At 53.9% G+C, this 22,074-nt stretch carries 16 protein-coding genes and 1 riboswitch; of the genes, 11 read left to right on the top strand and 5 right to left on the bottom strand.

Annotation, left to right across the window (positions count from 1 at the left end):
• Positions 1-19 precede the first annotated feature (19 nt).
• Entirely contained in the window at positions 20-142 is a 123-nt protein-coding gene (sgrT, locus tag AL515_RS05415; protein ID WP_061067234.1) for a glucose uptake inhibitor SgrT, read from the bottom strand.
• 99 nt (positions 143-241) lie between these two features.
• On the opposite strand from sgrT, the gene sgrR reads away from it, so the two are divergent.
• From sgrR to thiQ, 4 genes are all read left to right on the top strand, one after another.
• Positions 242-1,897, top strand: a complete 1,656-nt coding sequence (sgrR, locus tag AL515_RS05410) for an HTH-type transcriptional regulator SgrR (RefSeq protein ID WP_061067233.1) — start codon at positions 242-244, stop codon at positions 1,895-1,897.
• A 33-nt stretch (positions 1,898-1,930) separates the two neighbouring features.
• Positions 1,931-2,054: riboswitch (TPP riboswitch) on the top strand.
• Between the two features lie 30 nt (positions 2,055-2,084).
• The gene (gene thiB / locus AL515_RS05405) at positions 2,085-3,068 is read left to right on the top strand and encodes a thiamine ABC transporter substrate binding subunit (protein ID WP_061067232.1); all 984 of its coding nucleotides are present in this window, start codon (positions 2,085-2,087) and stop codon (positions 3,066-3,068) included.
• Positions 3,044-4,654: a thiamine/thiamine pyrophosphate ABC transporter permease ThiP gene (thiP, locus tag AL515_RS05400; RefSeq protein ID WP_061067231.1), complete on the top strand. Its 1,611-nt coding sequence runs from the start codon at positions 3,044-3,046 to the stop codon at positions 4,652-4,654. The genes thiB and thiP overlap by 25 nt, the downstream gene beginning before the upstream one ends.
• Positions 4,638-5,336 carry a thiamine ABC transporter ATP-binding protein ThiQ gene (gene thiQ / locus AL515_RS05395; RefSeq protein WP_061067230.1) on the top strand — a complete coding sequence of 233 codons (699 nt, stop codon included), beginning with the start codon at positions 4,638-4,640 and terminating at the stop codon, positions 5,334-5,336. The genes thiP and thiQ overlap by 17 nt, the downstream gene beginning before the upstream one ends.
• Before the next feature lie 44 nt (positions 5,337-5,380).
• Here the strand turns inward: thiQ and AL515_RS05390 are convergent, their stop codons facing one another.
• Together AL515_RS05390 and araC are read right to left on the bottom strand one after the other, a co-directional pair.
• Positions 5,381-6,148, bottom strand: coding sequence for a DedA family protein (locus AL515_RS05390; protein ID WP_061067229.1), 768 nt, complete (start codon positions 6,146-6,148; stop codon positions 5,381-5,383).
• Positions 6,149-6,267: 119 nt separating this feature from the next.
• The gene (gene araC / locus AL515_RS05385; protein ID WP_048212712.1) at positions 6,268-7,113 is read right to left on the bottom strand and encodes an arabinose operon transcriptional regulator AraC; all 846 of its coding nucleotides are present in this window, start codon (positions 7,111-7,113) and stop codon (positions 6,268-6,270) included.
• A gap of 339 nt (positions 7,114-7,452) precedes the next feature.
• Here araC and araB point away from each other — a divergent pair, with 339 nt between their 5' ends.
• From araB to araD, 3 genes are all read left to right on the top strand, one after another.
• Positions 7,453-9,162, top strand: a complete 1,710-nt coding sequence (gene araB, locus AL515_RS05380) for a ribulokinase (RefSeq protein ID WP_061067228.1) — start codon at positions 7,453-7,455, stop codon at positions 9,160-9,162.
• Positions 9,163-9,172: 10 nt separating this feature from the next.
• Positions 9,173-10,675: an L-arabinose isomerase gene (gene araA / locus AL515_RS05375; protein ID WP_061067227.1), complete on the top strand. Its 1,503-nt coding sequence runs from the start codon at positions 9,173-9,175 to the stop codon at positions 10,673-10,675.
• A gap of 88 nt (positions 10,676-10,763) precedes the next feature.
• Positions 10,764-11,459: an L-ribulose-5-phosphate 4-epimerase gene (gene araD / locus AL515_RS05370; RefSeq protein ID WP_061067226.1), complete on the top strand. Its 696-nt coding sequence runs from the start codon at positions 10,764-10,766 to the stop codon at positions 11,457-11,459.
• 40 nt (positions 11,460-11,499) lie between these two features.
• Here araD and AL515_RS05365 read toward each other — a convergent pair whose 3' ends face one another.
• The gene (locus AL515_RS05365) at positions 11,500-11,883 is read right to left on the bottom strand and encodes a DUF4751 family protein (protein ID WP_061067225.1); all 384 of its coding nucleotides are present in this window, start codon (positions 11,881-11,883) and stop codon (positions 11,500-11,502) included.
• A 592-nt stretch (positions 11,884-12,475) separates the two neighbouring features.
• Here AL515_RS05365 and polB point away from each other — a divergent pair.
• From polB to rluA, 3 genes are all read left to right on the top strand, one after another.
• Positions 12,476-14,827 (top strand): DNA polymerase II, encoded by a 2,352-nt coding sequence (polB, locus tag AL515_RS05360; RefSeq protein ID WP_061067224.1) that lies wholly within the window; start codon positions 12,476-12,478, stop codon positions 14,825-14,827.
• A gap of 131 nt (positions 14,828-14,958) precedes the next feature.
• Positions 14,959-17,865, top strand: a complete 2,907-nt coding sequence (gene rapA / locus AL515_RS05355) for an RNA polymerase-associated protein RapA (RefSeq protein WP_005124513.1) — start codon at positions 14,959-14,961, stop codon at positions 17,863-17,865.
• A gap of 11 nt (positions 17,866-17,876) precedes the next feature.
• Complete coding sequence (gene rluA / locus AL515_RS05350) at positions 17,877-18,536, top strand: bifunctional tRNA pseudouridine(32) synthase/23S rRNA pseudouridine(746) synthase RluA (protein ID WP_003018849.1); 660 nt, start codon at positions 17,877-17,879, stop codon at positions 18,534-18,536.
• Between the two features lie 53 nt (positions 18,537-18,589).
• On the opposite strand, the gene djlA is transcribed toward rluA, so the two are convergent.
• Positions 18,590-19,405 carry a co-chaperone DjlA gene (gene djlA, locus AL515_RS05345; RefSeq protein WP_005124510.1) on the bottom strand — a complete coding sequence of 272 codons (816 nt, stop codon included), beginning with the start codon at positions 19,403-19,405 and terminating at the stop codon, positions 18,590-18,592.
• A 254-nt stretch (positions 19,406-19,659) separates the two neighbouring features.
• On the opposite strand from djlA, the gene lptD reads away from it, so the two are divergent.
• Positions 19,660-22,020 (top strand): LPS assembly protein LptD, encoded by a 2,361-nt coding sequence (lptD, locus tag AL515_RS05340; protein ID WP_061067223.1) that lies wholly within the window; start codon positions 19,660-19,662, stop codon positions 22,018-22,020.
• Positions 22,021-22,074 lie beyond the last annotated feature (54 nt).

The following is a 22,074-nucleotide window of genomic DNA, read 5'->3' as shown; positions in this document are numbered from 1 at the left end:
GCAATGCGTAATTCAGAGGTCAGGCTGTCACCTCCCACTGCATCAGTTCTTCGAGCATCTTTAAGCGCTGCGGTGCGCTCAGGCAAGCCAACCAGGACGTTTTTTCCGTCGCGGTAAAGTACTTCATATAGAACTGACGCATAGATGACCCCTTCGTTGTCTCATCGCTTCATCGGAATCTATTATTGGCTTAATATAGGGATAATAAAATTGCTGAATTTTTCGCAGGAGTTCCCCTTTTATGTCTTCTGGTCGTTTGCAACAACAGTTCATCCGTCTGTGGCAATGCTGTGACGGCAAAACGCAAGACACCACGCTGAACGAGCTGGCAGAGCTGCTTAGCTGCTCGCGCCGCCATATGCGTACCCTGCTTAATACCATGCAGGAGCGCGGTTGGTTAACGTGGGAAGCCGAGGTTGGACGCGGTAAACGCTCACGCCTGACATTCCTCTACACCGGGCTGGCGCTCCAGCAGCAACGCGCAGAAGACCTGCTGGAACAGGATCGCATCGATCAACTGGTGCAACTGGTCGGTGACAAAACGGCCGTCCGGCAGATGCTGGTTTCCCACCTCGGCCGCAGCTTTCGCCAGGGTCGGCACATCATGCGCGTTCTCTATTATCGTCCCATGCGCAACCTGCTACCTGGTACGGCGCTACGCCGCTCCGAAACCCATATCGCCCGACAAATCTTCAGCGCCTTAATACGGGTAAATGAGGAAAATGGGGAACTGGAAGCGGACATTGCCCATCACTGGCAGCAGATTTCACCTTTACACTGGCGATTCTTCCTGCGCCCGGGGATCCATTTTCATCACGGTCGTGAGCTGGAGATGGACGATGTGATCACCTCATTGACCCGAATTAACACGTTGCCTCTGTACTCGCACATTACACAAATCGTCTCTCCCACGGCCTGGACGCTGGATATCCATCTGTCTCAGCCCGACCGTTGGCTTCCCTGGTTATTGGGGCAAGTCCCCGCCATGATCCTGCCGCGAGAATGGGAAACGCTGAATAACTTCTCCAGCCACCCGATTGGTACTGGCCCATATGCGGTGATGAGAAACACCAATAACCAGCTGAAAATTCACGCATTTGATGATTACTTTGGTTACCGGGCGCTGATCGACGAAGTGAACGTTTGGGTGTTACCTGACATCGGCGAAGAGCCAGGCGGCGGTTTGACGCTAAAAGGTCCCACAGAGGATGAAAAGGCGATTGAAAGTCGCCTCGAAGAAGGTTGCTACTACCTGCTGTTTGATGCACGATCCCACCGCGGCGCAAATCAGGAGGTCCGCGAGTGGGCTAGCCGCGTACTCTCGCCAACCCATTTAATTTGCCACGCCGACGAACAGTATCAGCGACTGTGGTTCCCCGCCTACGGCTTACTGCCTCGCTGGCATCACGCCAGACCCGGCCATGGTGAAAAACCAGCCGGGCTGGAAACGCTGACGCTCACTTACTATCGCGATCATATCGAACACCGGATTATCGCGCAGATCATGAAAACGCTGCTGGCTGCGCATCAGGTGCAGTTGACTATTCAGGAGATCGACTACGATCAATGGCATGCGGGAGAAATCGTCAGCGATATCTGGCTAAACAGCGCCAACTTTACCCTACCGCTGGACTTCTCGCTGTTCGCCCATTTGTGCGAAGTCCCGCTGCTGCAAAACTGTATCTCACGGGACTGGGAAAACGATGCGGCTCGCTGGCGAACGGGCGAAATGAGCCTGGCAGCATGGTGCCAACAGCTGCTCGCCACCAAGGCCATTGTGCCATTAATCCACCACTGGCTGATCATTCAGGGACAGCGCAGTATGCGCGGGTTACGCATGAATACCCTCGGCTGGTTTGATTTTAAATCGGCGTGGTTTGCTCCGCCGGATCCTTGATTGCTGCTAAGCAACAAAATCATTACACTAACGCCGTTCTCAACGGGGTGCTAAATAAAAACATACACAGAATCATTCGATCTGCGTATGGGCTGAGAGATACCCGTCGAACCTGATCCGGATAATGCCGGCGAAGGGATTTGAGGCTTATCTCAAGTCCTTTGCCACCCAACTCTTGAGGTGCAAAGTGTTTAAAAAATATCTTCCGCTTTTACTGCTGTGCGCAGCGCCTGTCTTCGCCAAACCTGTACTGACCGTCTATACCTACGACTCGTTCGCGGCTGACTGGGGCCCGGGCCCAACAATCAAAAAAGCCTTTGAAGCTGACTGCAACTGTGAATTAAAACTGGTCGCGCTGGAAGATGGTGTTTCATTGCTTAACCGCCTGCGCATGGAAGGAAAAAACAGTAAAGCCGACGTTGTACTCGGTCTGGATAACAACCTTCTGGAAGCCGCCACACAAACCAAACTGTTTGCCAAAAGTGGTGTAGCAAACGACACCGTTAACGTACCCGGCGGCTGGAAAAACGATACCTTCGTTCCGTTTGACTACGGCTATTTCGCCTTCGTTTATGATAAGAACAAGCTGAAGAATCCGCCCAAAAGCCTGAAGGAACTGGTTGAAAGCGACCAAAAATGGCGCGTCATTTATCAGGATCCGCGCACCAGCACGCCGGGTCTGGGTCTGCTGCTATGGATGCAGAAAGTCTATGGCGATAAAGCGCCAGAGGCGTGGCAGAAACTGGCAGCCAAAACCGTCACCGTCACCAAGGGCTGGAGCGAAGCCTACGGCCTGTTCCTGAAAGGTGAAAGCGATCTGGTGCTCAGCTACACCACCTCTCCGGTCTATCACATCATCGCCGAGAAAAAAGACAACTACGCCGCCGCTAATTTTAGCGAAGGCCACTATTTGCAGGTGGAAGTCGCCGCGCGTACCGCGGCCAGCAAGCAGCCGGAACTGGCCGAGAAGTTCCTGAAGTTTATGGTGTCTCCGGCATTCCAGAATGCGATTCCGACCGGCAACTGGATGTATCCGGTGACGCAGGTCGCCCTGCCGTCAGGATTCGAGCAACTGACTAAGCCAGCCACCGCGCTGGAATTTACGCCGCAGCAGGTTGCGACTCAACGTCAGGCATGGATTAGCGAATGGCAACGCGCCGTCAGCCGTTAATCCCCGGCTGGCTGGTTCCAGGGCTTACCGCCGCCACGCTGATGGTGGTCGTTGCCCTGGCCGCGTTTCTGGCACTGTGGTTTAACGCCCCGCAGGGAGAGTGGCTCTCACTGTGGCAAGATGACTACCTGTGGCACGTGGTGCGCTTTTCTTTCTGGCAGGCTTTTCTATCCGCTGTGCTGTCGGTTGTCCCGGCGATTTTCCTTGCCAGAGCGCTCTATCGTCGCCGTTTTCCAGGACGTCTGGCGCTGCTGCGCCTGTGCGCCATGACGTTAATCCTGCCGGTGCTGGTCGCGGTCTTCGGTATTCTTAGCGTCTACGGTCGCCAGGGTTGGCTGGCCTCGCTCTGGCATACATTCGGGCTGGAGTGGACGTTTTCGCCATACGGCTTGCAAGGCATTCTGCTGGCGCACGTCTTTTTCAATCTGCCGATGGCCAGCCGTCTGCTGTTGCAGTCGCTAGAGAATATTCCCGGCGAGCAGCGACAGTTAGCCGCTCAGTTGGGTCTGCGCGGCTGGCATTTCTTCCGTTTCGTTGAATGGCCGTGGCTGCGTCGGCAAATCCTTCCCGTCGCGGCGCTCATCTTTATGCTGTGCTTCGCCAGCTTCGCCACCGTTTTATCGCTGGGCGGTGGGCCGCAGGCCACCACCATCGAACTGGCTATCTATCAGGCGCTGAACTTTGATTACGATCCCGCCCGCGCAGCCATGCTGGCGTTGATCCAGATGATTTGTTGTCTGGCACTGGTGCTGCTCAGCCAACGTTTGAGCCGCGCCATCGCCCCCGGCACCACGCTGGTTCAGGGCTGGCGGGATCCCGACGATCGTCTGCACAGCCGTCTGGCTGACTTAATTCTGATTGTTCTCGCTCTGTTGCTGTTGCTTCCGCCGTTGCTGGCGGTGATTGTCGATGGCTTAAACCGCCATGTACTGGATGTTCTTAGACAACCCGTACTGTGGCAGGCGCTGGGAACCTCGCTGCGCATTGCGCTGGCGGCAGGTGCGTTGTGCGTCATACTCACCATGATGCTGTTATGGAGTAGTCGTGAACTGCGTGCCCGCCAACAGGCGCTGGCAGGACAAATGCTGGAGTTGAGCGGCATGATGATCCTCGCCATGCCGGGTATCGTGCTGGCAACCGGCTTCTTTCTGCTGCTCAATAACACTATTGGGCTTCCCGAATCTGCCGACGGCATTGTTATTTTTACCAATGCGCTGATGGCGATCCCTTATGCATTGAAGGTGCTGGAAAACCCAATGCGTGACGTCACTGCGCGCTATAGTATGTTGTGCCAGTCGTTGGGCATTGAGGGATGGTCGCGCCTGAAAGTGGTTGAACTGCGCGCCCTGAAGCGCCCGCTGGCACAGGCGATGGCGTTTGCCTGCGTGCTGTCGATTGGCGATTTTGGCGTAGTGGCGTTATTTGGTAATGAGGATTTCCGCACCCTGCCGTTTTATTTATATCAGCAGATTGGCTCTTATCGCAGTCAGGATGGCGCGGTTACGGCGTTATTACTGCTGATCCTGTGCTTTACGCTGTTTACCGTTATTGAGAAATTGCCGGGTCGAAATGTTAAAACTGATTGATATCACATGGCTTTATCATCATCTGCCCATGCGCTTTACGTTGTCGGTCGCGCGCGGTGAGCAGGTAGCGATACTCGGGCCAAGCGGCGCCGGGAAAAGTACGCTTCTGAATCTGATTGCCGGCTTTCTGACACCTGCCAGCGGCACGATGATGATTGCAGGTGAAGATCACACCACCACACCGCCCTCTCGTCGCCCGGTTTCGATGCTGTTTCAGGAAAACAACCTGTTCAGTCATCTGAACGTGCAGCAAAACATCGGCCTGGGCCTGAATCCAGGATTGAAGCTGAACGCACCGCAGCGGGAGAAAATGCACCATATCGCCCGGCAAATGGGTCTTGATAACCTGCTGGACAGGCTTCCGGGCGAGCTTTCCGGCGGGCAGCGACAACGTGTGGCGCTGGCGCGTTGCCTGGTGCGCGAACAACCTATTTTGCTACTTGATGAACCGTTCTCTGCGCTTGACCCTGCGCTGCGCCAGGAGATGTTAACGCTGGTGGCTGAGGTCTGTCGCGATAAGCAACTTACGTTGCTGATGGTTTCGCACAGCGTAGAAGATGCGGCGCGCATTGCGACGCGTTCGATTGTGGTCGCCGACGGACGCATCGCCTGGCAGGGCGATACGGACGATCTGTTAAGCGGCAACGCCAGCGCCTCGGCGCTATTGGGCATTAAAGCATAATGCGTTGCCGGATAAGGCGAAGCCGCCATCCGGCAAAAGATTCGTCAGTAACCCACGACTTTACGCAGAATATCGATATACACCGGCATCAGTGGATGTCGCAGCAACGCCACCAACGCAACCACACCGATCCCGAGCGTCAACGGCGCCAGATACAGCAAACGGCTGCGGGGGAAATACGCCGTTAAGCGATCGACAGCCGCTTTGCCGCTGCGCCACAACCGCCAGCAAAACCAACCGCCTACCCACAGCAGTAGCGCCGTGGCCAGCAGCAACCATTTAAAATCTCCACTCTGCATATCAGCAGGAATATCGATTGCCGCCCCCGCCAGGATCCCCGGCAGAAAATAGAACGGCGGCCACAACACGCAGCCGATGATATTGGGCACAATAAATTTCGCGACAGGCAGATCCAGCATACCCGCCACCATCGGCACCAGCGGTCGCGTCGGGCCAACAAAGCGCCCTACCAGGATGGTAAACATGCTGTGCTGATGCAGCGCGTGCTCGGTTTTATCCAGCAATGCCTTGTTCTTTTTCATGAACGACCAACGGTGCAGCGGCTTTTTAAAGCGCCAGCCCAGCCAGAAGGAGATCCAGTCTCCCAATAAGCAACCAATGATGCCCGCAAGCCAGGCATGCCAGAAGTTCAGTTCGCCACTGCCAATCAGCGCCCCCAGCCCGGCCATCATCACGGTACCGGGCAGGATCAGGCCAACCAGCGCCAGCGACTCCAGAAAGGCCACCAAAAGTACGGCGATCAGAGAGTACAGGGCGGACTGGAGAATAAAGTGTTCCAGCAATGCTTGCATAATGTGTCCGTCAGATTTACGAAGCAGGGATTCTGCTAACCCTTCTCAACTTCGTCAAGCCATCAATTGTCTGAATAGATTGCGAGTTATGACAACTTTCAGGACACATCATTCACTTTTTATTCACATCCGGCGCGAAACTCGCTCGGACTGGCACCGGTACATTTTTTGAAAACGCGCGAGAAATAGAGCTGGTCGTCGAAGCCAACATTGCGACCCACCGTAGCAATAGGCATACGGGTGGTACTTAGCAATAGCTTGGCCTGGCTGATACGCTGATCCTCGCGCCAGCTTAATACGCTGATGCCCAACTGTTGGCGGAACAGATGCGACAACCGGGACGGTGACAGGCAGACATGCTGCGCAACGCTGGCAATATCAAAATTACTGTCCGCCAGATGATCGCTGATGTACTGGCAGGCATCGCGCACGCGATTGTCCATGGGCGGGTGCAGCGATTCATTAATGGCGTCCATACGTCTGAGCAATAATTGCTCCAGCAGGTTTATCGCCAACAGTTCGGAATAGCGCCCTTCCCCCTGTCCGGCATGAATGATCTGTCCAAACAGTTCGTTAAAATGCGGCTGGTGCGCTTCATCCGGGCGGAAAAAACCGGTCTGGGCAAAGATTGCCGGCCAGGCCAGCCACTCCTGCCAGTAGGCGCGCGGGCGAAAATAAACCCACTGGTGATACCACTCGCTGGCGTCAGGATGGCGTCCGTAGTGGTGAATTTCTCCGGGAGGAAACAGCAAAATATCCCCAGGACGACAGACAAACTGCTGGCCCTGATTATTGATAACCCCCTCGCCACGGATGGTGAGATTGAGGATGTAGCCCTTCATCCCCAGCGGCCTGTCGATAAAAAAATCCAGGTATCCGTTCGCCTCAATGGGGGTTAATCCGGCCACCAAATGCGCGTTAAACGAATAGCCTGGCAGCAGGGGATCGTTTTGCGTTTCAGCCATAATTTCAATACTCCCTAGGTTCTGCTAAGAAACAATTTGTCCATATTATGCCAGACATCATCGCCGTCGCCGCTGCGGGCCGCTGTGTTTGCGGTAATGGACCATCAACCCCGCTTGTGAAAAGCACTTTGTAAAAAACATGTCCCAAGCCAACGTCAAAATCGGCTAACAAAAGTGTCTATAACTACGGCAGAAATGTCCACATTGATTATTTGCACGGCGTCACACTTTGTGATGCCACAGCATTTTAATCCATAAGATTAGCGGATCCTGCCTGACGGTTTTTATCGCTACTCACTACTGTTTATCCATACCCGTATTTTTGGATGGAGTAAGACGATGGCGATTGCAATTGGCCTCGATTTTGGTAGTGATTCAGTACGCGCTTTGGCGGTGGAATGTGCCACCGGCGAAGAGATCGCCACCAGTGTTGAGTGGTATCCACGTTGGCAGGAAGGACAGTATTGCGATGGCCCAAACAACCAGTTTCGCCATCATCCGCGCGACTACATTGAATCCATGGAAGCGGCGCTGAAAACCGTATTGGCCGAACTGAGCGCTGAACAGCGCGCGGAAGTGGTCGGGATCGGCGTTGACAGTACCGGCTCAACCCCAGCGCCCATTGATGCAGACGGTAACGTACTGGCGCTGCGTCCGGAGTTCGCTGAAAACCCGAACGCCATGTTTGTCCTGTGGAAAGATCACACCTCAGTCGAAGAAGCGGAAGAAATTACCCGTCTGTGCCACACGCCGGGCAAGATCGATTACTCCCGCTATATCGGCGGTATTTATTCCAGCGAATGGTTCTGGGCCAAAATCCTGCATGTGACCCGCCAGGATGATGCGGTTGCAGAGGCTGCGGTTTCATGGATTGAGCTGTGCGACTGGGTTCCGGCCCTGCTCTCCAATACCGTACGCCCGCAGGATATTCGCCGCGGACGCTGCAGCGCCGGACACAAATCCCTGTGGCATGAAAGCTGGGGCGGTCTGCCGCCAGCCAGTTTCTTTGATGAGCTCGACCCCATCCTTAACCGCCATCTGCCATACCCAATGTTTACCGATACTGTCACGGCCGACCTGCCGGTTGGCACCCTGTGCGCCGAGTGGGCGCAGCGTCTGGGGCTACCGGAAAGCGTGGTGATTGCAGGCGGCGCTTTTGACTGCCATATGGGCGCAGTCGGCGCGGGCGCACAGCCCAATACGCTGGTAAAAGTCATCGGCACCTCAACCTGCGACATTCTGATTGCCGACAAACACAGCGTCGGCGAACGCGCGGTGAAAGGCATATGCGGCCAGGTTGATGGCAGCGTAGTGCCTGATTTTATTGGCCTTGAGGCGGGACAGTCTGCTTTCGGCGATATCTATGCCTGGTTTAGCCGCGTACTGAGCTGGCCGCTGGAGCAGCTTGCCGCGCAGCATCCGGAGCTGAAGACCCAGATTAAAGCCAGCCAAAAACAACTGTTGCCAGCGCTCACCGAAGCCTGGGCGAAAAATCCGTCGCTGGATCACCTGCCGGTGGTACTCGACTGGTTTAACGGTCGCCGTACGCCCAATGCCAACCAACGTTTGAAAGGGGTGATTACCGATCTCAATCTGGCCACCGACGCACCAGCGCTGTTCGGTGGGCTGATTGCCGCCACGGCCTTTGGCGCGCGCGCAATTCAGGAATGCTTCACCGAACAGGGCATTGCGGTTAATAACGTAATGGCGTTAGGTGGCATCGCCCGCAAAAACCCGGTCATCATGCAGACCTGCTGTGACGTGCTGAACCGTCCGCTACAAATCGTTGCTTCAGACCAGTGCTGCGCACTCGGTGCGGCTATCTTCGCCGCCGTAGCCGCTAAGGTCCACGCGGACATTCCCGCCGCCCAACAAAAAATGGCGAGCGCAGTAGAAAAGACGATGCAACCTCGCCCAGAACAGGCTCAACGTTTTGAACAGCTTTACCGCCGCTACCAGCAATGGGCAGTAAGCGCTGAACAACAATACCTTCCGACTGCCGCTCCGGCGCAACAAGCCCCGGTAAACCAGGCAACCCTGACACATTAAGGACACGACAATGACGATTTTTGATAACTATGAAGTGTGGTTTGTGATTGGTAGCCAGCATCTGTATGGCCCTGAAACCCTGCGTCAGGTAACCCAACATGCCGAGCACGTCGTTAACGCACTGAATACTGAAGCTAAACTGCCCTGCAAACTGATCTTAAAACCGCTGGGTACCTCGCCTGACGAAATCACCGCTATTTGTCGTGACGCCAACTATGACGATCGCTGCGCAGGGATGGTGGTCTGGCTGCATACCTTCTCGCCGGCGAAAATGTGGATCAACGGCCTGGCGATCCTCAACAAACCACTGATGCAGTTCCACACCCAGTTTAACGCCGCCCTGCCGTGGGACAGCATTGATATGGACTTTATGAACCTGAACCAAACCGCGCACGGCGGTCGTGAGTTCGGCTTCATCGGCGCACGTATGCGTCAGCAGCACGCCGTGGTCACCGGTCACTGGCAGGACAAACAGGCACACGAACGCATCGGCTCCTGGATGCGACAGGCCGTGTCCAAACAGGACACTCGCCATCTGAAAGTCTGCCGTTTTGGCGACAACATGCGCGAAGTTGCGGTCACCGATGGCGATAAAGTTGCCGCGCAGATCAAATTCGGCTTCTCGGTAAACACCTGGGCCGTGGGCGATCTGGTGCAGGTCGTGAACGCAATTAGCGACGGCGAAATCAACGCGCTAATCGATGAGTATGAAAGCACTTACACCATGACGGCGGCGACGCAAGTCCACGGTGAAAAACGTCAGAACGTCCTGGAAGCGGCCCGTATTGAACTGGGGATGAAGCGCTTCCTGGAACAGGGTGGATTCCACGCCTTCACCACCACATTTGAAGATTTACACGGCCTGAAACAGCTCCCGGGTCTGGCCGTACAGCGTCTGATGCAGCAAGGCTATGGCTTTGCTGGCGAAGGCGACTGGAAAACCGCCGCTCTGCTTCGCATCATGAAGGTGATGTCAACCGGTCTGCAGGGCGGCACCTCATTTATGGAGGATTACACCTACCACTTCGAGAAAGGCAACGATCTGGTACTTGGTTCGCACATGCTGGAAGTGTGCCCGTCCATCGCGGTGGAAGAGAAACCGATCCTCGACGTACAACACCTCGGCATTGGTGGTAAAGACGATCCCGCCCGTCTGATCTTCAACACCAAAACCGGCCCGGCCGTGGTTGCCAGCCTGATCGATCTCGGCGATCGCTATCGTCTGCTGGTTAACTGCATCGACACCGTACCAACCCCACATGAGCTGCCGAAACTGCCGGTGGCAAACGCACTGTGGAAAGCCCAGCCGGATCTGCCAACCGCATCTGAAGCCTGGATCCTGGCCGGTGGCGCGCACCACACTGTCTTCAGCCACGCGCTGGATCTGAACGATATGCGCCAGTTCGCTGAAATGCACGATATCGAGATCGCCGTGATCGACAACGACACCCGTCTGCCAGCCTTTAAAGACGCGCTGCGCTGGAACGACGTGTATTACGGTTTTAAACGCTAAGGTACGGATTGCCCGGTGGCACTGCGTTTACCGGGCCTACGATCCTGTAGGCCGGATAAGCGAAGCGCCATCCGGCAGGGAGACAATAATGTTAGAAGATCTTAAACGTCAGGTGCTGGAAGCCAATCTGGCGTTGCCTAAGCACAACCTGGTCACCCTGACCTGGGGCAACGTTAGCGCCGTCGATCGCGAACGCGGCGTATTTGTGATTAAACCATCCGGTGTCGATTACAGCGTAATGACCGCAGAAGATATGGTCGTCGTCAGTATCGCTACCGGTGAAGTGGTGGAAGGTAATAAAAAGCCCTCTTCCGATACCCCAACGCACCGTCTGCTGTATCAGGCTTTCCCGACCATTGGCGGCATTGTTCACACCCATTCCCGTCATGCAACCATCTGGGCGCAGGCGGGTCAGTCGATTCCGGCCACAGGGACCACCCATGCGGACTATTTCTACGGCACGATTCCCTGCACACGGAAAATGACCGAGGAAGAAATCAACGGCGAATATGAGTGGGAAACCGGTAACGTGATCGTTGAAACCTTTGAGAAACAAGGCATTGATGCTTCGCAGATGCCAGGCGTGCTGGTGCACTCTCACGGTCCGTTTGCCTGGGGAAAAAATGCTGAAGATGCTGTACACAACGCTATCGTGCTGGAAGAAGTGGCCTATATGGGGATCTTCTGCCGCCAGCTCGCGCCGCAATTGCCGGATATGCAACAAACCCTGTTAGATAAACACTACCTGCGCAAACACGGTGCAAAAGCCTACTACGGACAGTAACCTTGATATAAGCGCGTTTTAGTCGTCACGCGCTTTATTTCTACTCGGCTATATATTCAGCAAAAGCACTTTGATAAACACAATTATTAGAACAAACATACTCAATCACATTGTCATAATTCCCATGAGTTTCCTCTCCTTCCAGAGAATGGAAGAAAATATAATCTGTTATCGTTGACTGCCATTTCTGCCCACGCAACAAATAATTAATTACCGTATCACGATGACCATTTCTTCTGTCATGCCCCTGCCAGTGAAAAAAAACGTTTCCACTTTCAATTATTTCAGCCCGCCAAATTTGTCCGGTCCATGTTTTGTACTCAATATATTTGCTCACAGTTTTGATTGATGGGTTTGAAAGTTGAGTGTTAACAAACAGATAATACTGGTATCCAGGCAAAATCGCCTGAGTATAGACATTCATAAAAACTCCATTTCATCATTTTCCCGGATATGTATTAAGAAGCACCCGAACAGCAAGCTGAGAATAAAATCATATTCCGAGATAAAAACCAAATTATACAGAGAGACTCCCGACGAATTCGAACTGAAAATCCGTTTCTATTCGGCAATAAACATGATTAAATATATATTATATTTCAAACTCATATCCGGATGCTTCGAATAAAATCTTTACATCAACCATTAATAAACACAAATGAAAAAAGTAACTTTTCCTGAATCCGAGAAAGATGTAGCAAAAATAAATAAGCACAAATCTGAAAAATAGCAAACATCCGATAATGGACTTAATAATACCAATCAATAACCCAGATGGACAGTTTCCATTTAAAACAACAGCCACACAAATAAAATAGTTTACTGCAACGCGTCTTAGGCACGACATTCATATATTAAATACGAAGATAACCCATGCTGACACAACACATTTTTTACTCAGAGACGCTTTTTACTCCAGCGGATACCGCGTCTTACGCCTCATACCTGTACAAAATAACAGTACAATCATGTAAACCAGGCTATAATAATGTCTGGTTTTTTGATGGATACGCAGCGTGGCGCAGGCAGGATTTATTTTAACCCGGCACTGGCGGGATACCCCGCAGGGGACAGAGGTTTCATTCTGGCTGGCAACAGACAGCGGGCCATTGCAGGTTACGCTCGCGCCTCAGGAGTCGGTCGCTTTTATCCCCACCAGCCAGACACCCCGCGTCACCACACTGTTACGCACTGAAAAAGGTTATCGCCTGACGCCGCTTCAGCTGCAAGACTTTCACCGTCAGCCCGTTTCTGGCCTGTATTGCCATTCACATCGCCAGCTTATGCGGCTGGAAAAACTGCTGCGCGAAAATGGTGTAACGGTATACGAGGCCGATGTCCGTCCGCCGGAGCGCTATTTGATGGAGCGCTTTATTACATCTCCTGTTTGGGTCGAGGGCGACAGGCATGACGGCGCGCTGATTAATGCCCGCCTGAAGCCGAATCCGGATTATCGACCGCCGCTGAAATGGGTCTCGCTGGATATCGAAACCACGCGCCACGGTGAGCTCTACTGCATCGGTCTTGAAGGTTGCGGGCAGCGTATTGTCTATATGCTCGGTCCGCCGAATGGCGATGCCTCCCGGCTAGATTTTGAACTTGAGTACGTTGCCAGCCGTCCGCTGTTGCTGGAAAAGCTCAATGACTGGATTGCCCTTCACGATCCTGATGTGATAATCGGCTGGAACGTCGTGCAATTCGATTTACGCGTCCTGCAAAAGCACGCCGAACGCTACCGTATTCCCCTGCTTTTTGGTCGTGATAACAGCGAACTGGAGTGGCGCGAGCATGGCTTCAAAAATGGCGTCTTCTTCGCGCAGGCTAAAGGCCGTCTGATTATTGACGGCATTGAGGCGCTCAAATCCGCATTCTGGAATTTCTCATCGTTCTCGCTGGAAACGGTGTCGCAGGAGCTGCTGGGCGAAGGAAAGTCGATTGATAACCCATGGGACAGAATGGACGAAATCGATCGCCGGTTTGCCCACGATAAGCCCGCGCTTGCCACCTACAATCTCAAAGACTGTGAACTGGTCACCCGCATTTTTCATAAAACCGAGATCATGCCATTTCTGCTGGAGCGTTCAACGGTTAACGGCCTGCCAGTCGACAGGCACGGCGGTTCGGTCGCCGCTTTTGGCCATCTCTACCTGCCGCGCATGCACCGGGCGGGTTATGTGGCGCCGAATCTGGGTGAAATCCCTGCGCACGCCAGCCCCGGCGGCTACGTGATGGACTCACGTCCGGGTCTGTACGACTCGGTACTGGTGCTGGATTACAAAAGCCTGTACCCGTCAATTATTCGTACTTTTTTAATCGATCCGGTGGGGCTTATCGAAGGGATGGCGCAGCCGGATCCGGAGCACAGCACCGAAGGGTTCCTTGACGCCTGGTTCTCACGTGAAAAGCACTGCCTGCCGGAAATCGTTACCCGGATCTGGCATGGGCGCGATGAAGCAAAACGCCACGGGAATAAGCCGCTCTCGCAGGCGCTGAAAATCATCATGAACGCATTTTACGGCGTGCTGGGAACCACCGCCTGTCGCTTTTTCGACCCGAGACTGGCCTCGTCCATTACCATGCGCGGTCATGCGATCATGCGCCAGACCAAAGCACTGATTGAAGCTCAGGGTTACGACGTTATCTATGGCGATACCGACTCGACCTTTGTCTGGCTGAAAAAGGCGCACTCAGAAGATGATGCCGCCCGGATTGGCCGTGAGCTGGTGAGCTATGTCAACGACTGGTGGGCGCAGTCCCTGAAGCAACAAAACCTGACCAGCGCGCTGGAGCTGGAATTTGAAACCCACTTTTGTCGATTTCTGATGCCGACCATTCGCGGTGCAGATACCGGCAGTAAAAAGCGCTACGCCGGGATGATTCAGGAAGGTACAGAGCAACGCATGGTGTTTAAGGGCCTGGAAACGGTAAGAACCGACTGGACGCCACTGGCCCAACAGTTTCAGCAGGAGCTATACCTGCGAATTTTTCGTAACGAACCTTATCAGGAGTTTGTTCGCGAGACTATCGACCGTCTGATGGCGGGTGAACTGGACGACCAACTGGTGTATCGCAAACGCCTGCGTCGCCCGTTAAGCGAATACCAGCGCAATGTGCCACCACACGTGCGCGCCGCGCGCCTCGCCGATGAGCAAAATGTAAAGCTGGGACGTCCGCCGCAGTATCAGAATCGCGGCACCATTAAATATGTCTGGACGGTAAATGGTCCAGAACCCGTGGATTATCAGCTTTCAGCCCTTGACTACGAGCACTATTTGACCCGGCAGATCCAGCCCGTAGCCGAGGGAATACTTCCCTTTATCGATGATAACTTTGCTACACTACTCACAGGGCAACTGGGGTTATTTTGACGCGTGACGAAACCGTCGCCATCCAGTACCATAGCGCCCTTTCCATTCCTGGACCCCAATACACTTGCTGCCACTTTACTCTGGCAGAGGGTGAGTATTGCCTGCAACTAAAGATATAGAGCCGAACATATATGCCTTTTACACTTGGTCAACGCTGGATCAGCGATACAGAAAGCGAATTGGGACTTGGTACCGTTGTCGCCATGGATGCGCGAACCGTCACTTTACTTTTCTCTTCGACGGGTGAAAACCGTCTGTATGCGCGCAGTGATTCCCCCGTGACCCGCGTGATGTTCAATCCTGGTGATACGATAACGAGCCATGAAGGCTGGCAACTGCATGTCGATGAAGTAAAAGAAGAAAACGGCCTGCTTGCCTATATCGGAACCCGCCTTGATACCGAAGAAACCGGTGTAACGCTGCGTGAAGTGCTGCTGGACAGCAAGCTGGTATTCAGCAAACCACAGGATCGCCTGTTTGCCGGCCAGATTGACCGTATGGACCGCTTTGCGCTGCGCTATCGCGCACGTAAATTTCAGAGCGAGCAGTACCGTATGCCGTGGAGTGGTTTGCGTGGTCAACGTACCAGCCTGATCCCCCACCAGCTCAACATTGCCCATGACGTCGGCCGTCGTCATGCCCCTCGCGTATTGCTGGCAGACGAAGTGGGTTTAGGTAAAACCATTGAAGCCGGGATGATCCTGCATCAACAGCTGCTGTCAGGCGCCGCAGAGCGCGTACTGATCATCGTCCCGGAGACGTTACAGCACCAGTGGCTGGTCGAAATGCTGCGTCGCTTCAACCTGCGTTTTGCGCTGTTTGATGATGAGCGTTATGCAGAAGCGCAGCACGATGCCTACAACCCGTTTGAAACCGAACAGTTGGTTATCTGTTCGCTGGACTTTGCCCGTCGCAGTAAACAGCGCCTGGAGCATCTGTGTGACGCCGAATGGGATCTGCTGATTGTCGATGAAGCGCATCACCTGGTGTGGAGCGAAGACGCGCCCAGCCGTGAATATATGGCCGTTGAACAACTGGCAGAACGCGTACCGGGCATCCTGCTGCTGACCGCAACGCCGGAACAACTGGGCCTGGAAAGCCACTTTGCGCGCCTGCGCCTGCTGGACCCAAGCCGCTTCCACGATTTCGCCCAGTTTGTTGAAGAACAGAAAAATTACCGTCCGGTCGCCGATGCCGTCGCCATGCTGCTGGCTGGCAACAAACTGAGCAACAATGAGCTGAACATGTTAGGCGACATGATTGGCGAGCAGGACATTGAGCCGCTATTGCAGGCGGCAAACAGCGACAGCGAAGATGCCCAGAGCGCGCGTCAGGAGCTGGTTTCGATGCTGATGGACCGCCATGGCACCAGCCGCGTGCTGTTCCGTAACACCCGTAATGGTGTGAAAGGCTTCCCAAAACGCGAGCTGCACACCATCAAGCTGCCGCTGCCGACCCAATACCAGACGGCGATTAAAGTTTCCGGCATTATGGGCGCGCGTAAGAGTGCGGAAGACCGGGCGCGCGACATGCTCTACCCGGAACAGATTTATCAGGAATTCGAAGGCGATACCGGTACCTGGTGGAACTTTGATCCGCGCGTGGAATGGCTGATGGGCTATCTGACCAGCCACCGCTCGCAAAAAGTACTGGTTATCTGTGCAAAAGCCACCACCGCGCTTCAACTGGAGCAGGTTCTGCGCGAGCGCGAAGGTATCCGCGCTGCCGTGTTCCATGAAGGGATGTCGATCATTGAGCGTGACCGCGCCGCAGCCTGGTTTAGCGAAGAAGATAGCGGCGCTCAGGTAATGCTGTGTTCTGAAATCGGCTCCGAAGGGCGTAACTTCCAGTTCGCCAGCAATCTGGTGATGTTTGACCTGCCGTTCAACCCGGACCTGCTGGAACAGCGTATTGGCCGTCTGGACCGTATTGGTCAGGCGCATGATATTCAGATTCACGTCCCGTACCTGGAAAAAACCGCGCAATCCGTACTGGTGCGCTGGTACCACGAAGGTCTGGATGCGTTCGAACACACCTGCCCGACCGGCCGTACCATCTACGACACGGTCTATAACAATCTGATCGGCTACCTGGCTGAACCAGAAAATACCGATGGCTTTGACGATCTGATCAAAACCTGCCGCGAACAGCATGACGCGCTGAAAGCACAGCTGGAGCAAGGTCGCGATCGTCTGCTGGAGATCCACTCTAACGGCGGTGAAAAAGCGCTGGCACTGGCTGAGAGCATTGAAGAGCAGGACGACGATACCAGCCTGATCGCCTTCGCCATGAACCTGTTTGATATCGTTGGTATTAATCAGGATGACCGTGGCGACAATCTGATCGTGCTGACCCCGTCCGATCATATGCTGGTGCCTGATTTCCCTGGGCTGCCGGAAGATGGCTGCACCATTACGTTTGAACGTGATGTCGCCTTGTCGCGTGAAGATGCGCAGTTTATTACCTGGGAGCATCCGTTAATCCGTAATGGTCTGGATCTTATCCTCTCCGGCGACACCGGTAGCAGCACCATTTCGTTGTTGAAAAACAAAGCATTACCGGTCGGCACTCTGCTGGTTGAGCTGGTGTATGTGGTTGAAGCGCAAGCGCCGAAACAGCTGCAGTTGAACCGCTTCCTGCCGCCAACGCCGGTACGTATGCTGCTGGATAAAAACGGCAATAACCTTGCCGCACAGGTTGAATTCGAAACCTTTAACCGCCAGCTCAGCGCTGTTAACCGCCACACCGGCAGTAAACTGGTCAACGCCGTGCAGCAGGACGTTCATGCCATTCTGCAACTGGGTGAAGCGCAGGTGGAAAAATCGGCTCGCGCGCTGATCGACGCGGCGCGTAAAGAAGCGGACGAAAAACTGACTGCGGAACTGTCGCGCCTCGAAGCGCTGCGTGCCGTTAACCCGAACATCCGTGATGACGAACTCAGCGCAATTGAAAGCAACCGTCAGCAGGTGATGGAAAGCCTGGATCAGGCGGGATGGCGTCTTGATGCCCTGCGCCTGATCGTCGTGACGCATCAGTAACGGAGCCATACATGGGGATGGAAAACTACAATCCGCCGCAGGAACCCTGGCTGGTTATCCTGTATCAGGATGAGCATATTATGGTGGTCAACAAGCCGAGCGGCTTGTTGTCCGTGCCGGGTCGTCTGGATGAACACAAAGACAGCGTGATGACGCGTATTCAGCGCGACTATCCGCAGGCTGAATCCGTACATCGTCTGGATATGGCCACCAGCGGCGTGATTGTAGTCGCGCTAACCAAAGCGGCAGAACGTGAGCTAAAACGCCAGTTTCGCGAACGCGAGCCGAAGAAACAGTACGTGGCACGGGTGTGGGGACATCCCGCACCTGCCGAGGGACTGGTTGATTTGCCGCTGATTTGCGACTGGCCGAATCGGCCAAAGCAGAAAGTGTGTTATGAAACCGGGAAATCAGCGCAAACTGAGTATGAGGTGGTGGAGTTCGCGGCGGATAACACCGCCCGGGTGGTGCTCAAACCCATTACCGGACGCTCCCACCAGTTGCGTGTACATATGCTGGCTTTAGGGCATCCAATCCTGGGCGACCGCTTCTATGCGCCGCCGGAAGCGCTGGCGTTGGCGCCGCGCCTGTTGCTGCATGCAGAGATGTTAACCATCACCCATCCCGAATACGGCAACAGTATGACGTTTAAAGTCCCGGCGGATTTTTAAATTCAGTTCCCATTTATGCCGGGTAAGGCGCTAGCCGCCATCCGGCATAACGATTATTTAAAGCCTTTCTGTTCTTTAATTAGCTCGTAGGCTTTTTGAATTTCCTGCGCTTTTTGCTTCGCCATTTCCATCATTTCTGGCGGCAGGCCTTTCGCAACCAGCTTGTCAGGGTGGTGCTCGCTCATCAGCTTACGGTAGGCGCGCTTAATGGTGGTCGCATCATCGGTCGCTTTCACACCCAGCACATTGCAGGCGTCTTCCAGCGTCGGGCCGCGTTGCGCCTGCTGCCAGCCACCGCCGCCGGACTGCTGCTGATATCCGCCGCCAAACTGCGCGCCGCCCTGCATCATACGCAGGAACTGATCAAATTGGGTCCGTGAGATCCCCAACTCTTCAGCAATCACATACAGCACTTCACGCTCGTTAGGGTGCAATGACCCATCGGCAAATGCCGCCTGAATCTGAATCTCCAGGAACATGCGGATCAGATCGAATCGACCAAAGCAGACGCTGCGAAACTGACGCATTTTTTCACGTAATGGGTAATTGTCTGATTTTCCCACCCGGAAAGCATGCTGCGCGGCCGTACGCGAATCACCGTGCAAATTCATGCGGTCCATCAATTGGCTGGCGATATGAATATCGGCTTCCGTGACGCGGCCTTTGGATTTGGTCAGATGCCCCATCACCTCAAAAGTGGTGGCAAAAAACAGCGCCTGACGCTCTCGTTGGTTGGCGAACCACGCCATTTTGCGCATGCGGGCTTTGTCGAACATATGGCCAACTAACAGGCCTAACACCACACCCCAGAAGCCGCCGCCCATCATTAAGGCCACGGCCACACCAATAATCTTTCCCCAATACTGCATATATTCCCCAAATCTTTATGCTCTTGGCCAGGCTATGTCCCACAATATAAGGTGCTTTTACCGTTTTACGGCTGCGGTCAATTGTGGGACATCGCCTATAATTTGCATTATCATACCTGTCATTCAATGCCGTGCCTAACACCACGGAGCCTTAATCGGCAGGATTAACACTAGCGCAGTGAAGATGAGATAAGTTAGGCTGTGACCGTTTGTCACGCGCGACGCTACTGATGATGGAACAATAAATACAACGTATGAAAAAACGTATTCCCACTCTTCTGGCCACCATGATTGCCAGCGCCCTTTATAGCCAACAGGGTCTGGCAGCCGATCTCGCCTCACAGTGCATGTTGGGCGTGCCAAGCTACAACCGTCCTCTGGTGCAGGGCGATACCAATGAGTTACCTGTCACCATCAATGCCGATCACGCGAAAGGGAACTACCCTGATGACGCCGTGTTTACCGGCAACGTGGATATTGCGCAGGGTAACAGCCGCCTACAAGCCGATGAAGTGCAGCTTCATCAAAAGCAGGCCGAAGGTCAACCCGCTCCCGTTCGTACCGTCGATGCGTTGGGCAACGTCCATTATGATGACAACCAGGTCATTCTGAAGGGACCAAAGGGTTGGGCAAACCTGAATACGAAAGACACCAACGTCTGGGAAGGTGACTACCAGATGGTGGGACGCCAGGGGCGCGGGAAAGCGGACCTGATGAAACAGCGCGGTGAGAATCGCTATACCATTCTGGAAAACGGCAGTTTTACCTCCTGTCTTCCGGGTTCCAATACCTGGAGCGTCGTCGGTAGCGAAGTGATCCATGACCGTGAAGAACAGGTCGCTGAAATCTGGAACGCCCGTTTTAAGCTGGGCCCGGTTCCTGTGTTTTACAGCCCCTATTTACAACTCCCAGTCGGCGATAAACGCCGTTCCGGTTTCTTGATCCCGAACGCAAAATACTCCACCAAGAACTATTTTGAGTTCTACCTGCCGTATTACTGGAATATCGCGCCCAACATGGACGCCACCATTACGCCGCATTATATGCATCGCCGTGGCGGCATTATGTGGGAAAACGAATTCCGTTACCTGACCCAGGCGGGCGCAGGTCTGATGGAACTCGATTATCTGAATTCCGACCGGGTCTACGACGACGAACATCCGAATGATGATAATTCACGCCGCTGGCTGTTTTACTGGCAACACGCCGGTGTGATGGACCAGGTGTGGCGTTTCAACGTCGACTACACCAAAGTCAGCGACTCCAGCTACTTTAATGATTTTGACAATAAGTACGGTTCCAGCACCGACGGTTATGCGACACAGAAATTCAGTGTCGGCTATGCGGTGCAAAACTTTGATGCGACGGTCTCAACCAAAAAATTCCAGGTTTTTGACGATCAGAACAACAGCAGTTATTCCGCTCAGCCACAGTTAGACGTCAACTTCTATCAGAATGACGTCGGTCCATTTGATACCCGTATTTATGGACAGGCGGTGCATTTCGTCAATACCAATGACGACATGCCGGAAGCGACGCGTGTTCACCTTGAGCCGACCATCAATCTGCCGCTATCCAATCAGTGGGGAAGTATCAACACTGAAGCGAAGCTGATGGCGACGCACTACCAGCAGACCAATCTGGACTGGTACAACAACAATCAGGATAACGTAAATAAGCTCGACGACTCCGCTAACCGCGTCATGCCGCAGCTCAAAGTCGACGGTAAGTTGGTATTCGAACGTGACATGGAAATGCTGGCGCCGGGCTATACCCAGACGCTGGAGCCGCGTGCGCAGTATTTGTATGTGCCTTATCGCAACCAAAGTCATATCTATAACTATGACTCTTCCCTGCTGCAAGCTGACTACAGTGGCCTGTTCCGTGACCGTACCTATGGCGGTCTGGACCGTATTGCCTCCGCTAACCAGGTAACGACTGGCGTCACATCTCGCGTTTATGATGACGCGGCCGTTGAACGTTTTAATATTTCTGTGGGTCAAATCTACTATTTCACCGAGTCTCGCACTGGCGATGACAACATAAAATGGGAGAATGACGACAAAACCGGTTCATTGGTATGGGCAGGTGATACTTACTGGCGCATCTCCGATCGTTGGGGTTTACGCGGTGGGATCCAGTACGACACGCGTCTGGACAGTGTCGCCACCAGCAGCAGCAGCATCGAGTACCGTCGCGACGAAAACCGCATGCTGCAGTTGAACTACCGCTATGCCAGCCCGGAATATATCCAGGCAACACTGCCGTCGTATTACTCTACGGCAGATCAGTATAAAAACGGGATTTCTCAGGTGGGTGCAGTGGCGAGCGTGCCGATCGCTGAGCGTTGGTCAATCGTCGGAGCTTACTACTTCGATACCAATGTGAACAAAGTGGCGGATTCCATGCTGGGCTTACAGTACAACTCCTGCTGTTATGCCATTCGCGTCGGCTATGAACGTAAGCTGAATGGTTGGGATGACACCCAGAAACACGCGGTATATGACAACTCGATCGGCTTTAATATCGAACTGCGCGGCCTGAGCTCTAACTATGGTCTTGGCACCAACCAGATGCTGCGTTCGAACATTTTGCCGTATCAAAGCTCTTTATGATCTGATTGATTTACAACGTAATCCGCATTGCGGTTAATTGATAATGGAAAAAGT

Source organism: Citrobacter sp. FDAARGOS_156 (genome assembly GCF_001559235.2).
Taxonomy (GTDB): Bacteria; Pseudomonadota; Gammaproteobacteria; order Enterobacterales; family Enterobacteriaceae; genus Citrobacter; species Citrobacter youngae.
Note: the sequence above shows the minus strand (reverse complement) of the source record. Positions and strands in the feature narration are given on the sequence as shown.

Bases quoted from the DNA above. Each gene is read 5' to 3' on its own strand.
- sgrT (WP_061067234.1), bottom strand. From the start codon at position 142: ATGCGTCAGTTCTATATGAAGTACTTTACCGCGACGGAAAAAACGTCC.
- sgrR (WP_061067233.1), top strand. From the start codon at position 242: ATGTCTTCTGGTCGTTTGCAACAACAGTTCATCCGTCTGTGGCAATGC.
- thiP (WP_061067231.1), top strand. From the start codon at position 3,044: ATGGCAACGCGCCGTCAGCCGTTAATCCCCGGCTGGCTGGTTCCAGGG.
- thiQ (WP_061067230.1), top strand. From the start codon at position 4,638: ATGTTAAAACTGATTGATATCACATGGCTTTATCATCATCTGCCCATG.
- AL515_RS05390 (WP_061067229.1), bottom strand. From the start codon at position 6,148: ATGCAAGCATTGCTGGAACACTTTATTCTCCAGTCCGCCCTGTACTCT.
- araC (WP_048212712.1), bottom strand. From the start codon at position 7,113: ATGGCTGAAACGCAAAACGATCCCCTGCTGCCAGGCTATTCGTTTAAC.
- araB (WP_061067228.1), top strand. From the start codon at position 7,453: ATGGCGATTGCAATTGGCCTCGATTTTGGTAGTGATTCAGTACGCGCT.
- araA (WP_061067227.1), top strand. From the start codon at position 9,173: ATGACGATTTTTGATAACTATGAAGTGTGGTTTGTGATTGGTAGCCAG.
- araD (WP_061067226.1), top strand. From the start codon at position 10,764: ATGTTAGAAGATCTTAAACGTCAGGTGCTGGAAGCCAATCTGGCGTTG.
- AL515_RS05365 (WP_061067225.1), bottom strand. From the start codon at position 11,883: ATGAATGTCTATACTCAGGCGATTTTGCCTGGATACCAGTATTATCTG.
- rapA (WP_005124513.1), top strand. From the start codon at position 14,959: ATGCCTTTTACACTTGGTCAACGCTGGATCAGCGATACAGAAAGCGAA.
- rluA (WP_003018849.1), top strand. From the start codon at position 17,877: ATGGGGATGGAAAACTACAATCCGCCGCAGGAACCCTGGCTGGTTATC.
- djlA (WP_005124510.1), bottom strand. From the start codon at position 19,405: ATGCAGTATTGGGGAAAGATTATTGGTGTGGCCGTGGCCTTAATGATG.
- lptD (WP_061067223.1), top strand. From the start codon at position 19,660: ATGAAAAAACGTATTCCCACTCTTCTGGCCACCATGATTGCCAGCGCC.